The 1,701-nt window shown below is 59.3% G+C and carries 2 protein-coding genes; both read right to left on the bottom strand.

The annotated features are described in order from the left end of the window. Positions 1-1,021, bottom strand: a 1,021-nt coding sequence (locus AC1DH9_RS28620; protein WP_477809279.1) for a histidine kinase dimerization/phospho-acceptor domain-containing protein, incomplete at its 3' end; no start/stop codon positions are given. After that, the coding region (locus AC1DH9_RS28615; protein ID WP_477809278.1) for a winged helix-turn-helix domain-containing protein at positions 1,022-1,701 on the bottom strand (680 nt) is incomplete at its 5' end.

The following is a 1,701-nucleotide window of genomic DNA, read 5'->3' as shown; positions in this document are numbered from 1 at the left end:
CCTCCACCCGTCGCTCGGCGTAGCGAATGGCATTGCGCAGCAGGTTGATCACCGCCCGCGCCATAAAGCGCGGCTCGATCCGCACAGAGTCGACCCCACAGGCGCGAATCAACAGTTGCACCCCGGCCGCCTCGGCCTCCAGGGCAACGTTGCCGACCACGCTGTCGAGCCAACTGTGGGCCTGAATGTTTTCGAGACTGATCACCGTGGCACCACGCTCAAGGCTGGCGTAGGTCAGTAATTCGGAAACCATCTCTTCCAGCTCACCGAGGTCGGCGTACATATCGGCAATCAGCGCTTTACGCTCATTCGGATCGGCCTGTTGCTTGAGTTGATCGAGTTCGAACGACAAGCGCGCAATCGGCGTGCGCAACTCATGGGACACCGCATTCGTCAGCTCCCGCTGATTGGCAATCAAGCCTTCGATACGCGCGGCCATCTGGTTGAAGTGCTCGGCCAGCACGCGAATGTTCGAGCGTTTGGACAATTGAATGCGCGAGGTCAGATCGTTATCGCCGAAACGTTGCGCGGCCACTCTGATCAGTTCGAGGTCGCGCCAATGCGGTCGCACCCAGAAGTACAGGACAAAAGCCAGGAACACGCCCAGTAAAGCGTAGGCCCAGACATACAGCCACTTGGGCTCCTCCGGGAGTTTTATGTTCAACAACTGCGGGCCGCCATCGATGTTGGCGATAAACTCGTTGAAATCCCCGCGCACGACCAACAGACCGTCAGCCAGCAGTTTTTGCTCTCGCTCAGAGAGATCCAGCTCACTGCTCTGCACCAGCTTCAGGCGCAGCCCGTAGTGGGTTTTCAGCTCCGCCAGGCGCTCATCACGCGCAATGCCGGTGACCGGACGGAGCAATTCGACCAGGCTGTAAGCTGGCCCGCGCATGGCTTCGCGGTTATAAGTCTCGTTGGCCTCGGGCAACAGCTCGGCAAAAATGTAATTGACCGTCCAGATCGCCCCTGCAAAGCCAAAGGCGAGAATGACGTACAGCCGCAGAAACAGCCTTAGCATCTAGAGCTCCCAGGCAAATGGATTGAACAGATAACCCTTGCCCCAAACGGTCTTGATGCACACCGGTTCTCTGGGATTGTCCTTGAGCTTGCCGCGCAGCTTGCTGATGTACACGTCGACACTGCGGTTGAGTCCGTCAAAGGCGATGCCGCGCATGCGATTGAGGATGTCATCGCGGGAAAGAATCTTGCCGGCGGCGCTGGCCAACAGCCACAGCAGTTCGAACTCCATGGTGGTCAGCTCGATACCCTCACCCGCCAGCCGCACTTCGCGGCAGCTGCGATCAATCAGCAAACGGCCGAACTCCAGCGAGCCGCGCACCGTGGTTTCCGGTGTCTGGCGACGTTGCAAGGCGCGCAGCCGGGCCAGCAATACCGGTGGTTTGATCGGTTTGATGACGTAGTCGTCGGCTCCGGACTCCAGGCCCAGGATGTGGTCCAGGTCGTCCTCCTTGGCCGTGAGAATGACAATCGGTGTCTCGGACACGCTGCGGATCTCGCGGCACACATGCAGGCCGCTCTGGCCGGGCAGCATCAGGTCGAGCACAACGATTTTCGGCTTGAATTCGAGAAATGCCGCCAGTGCCAGATCGCCACGGTGCACTGTGCGTACCTCAAAACCATGTTGGGAGAGGAAGTGCGCGATCAACCCCGCGAGCTTTTCGTCATCCTCAACGAGCA

The organism is Pseudomonas sp. 05T35 (assembly GCF_056396605.1).
Note: the sequence above shows the minus strand (reverse complement) of the source record. Positions and strands in the feature narration are given on the sequence as shown.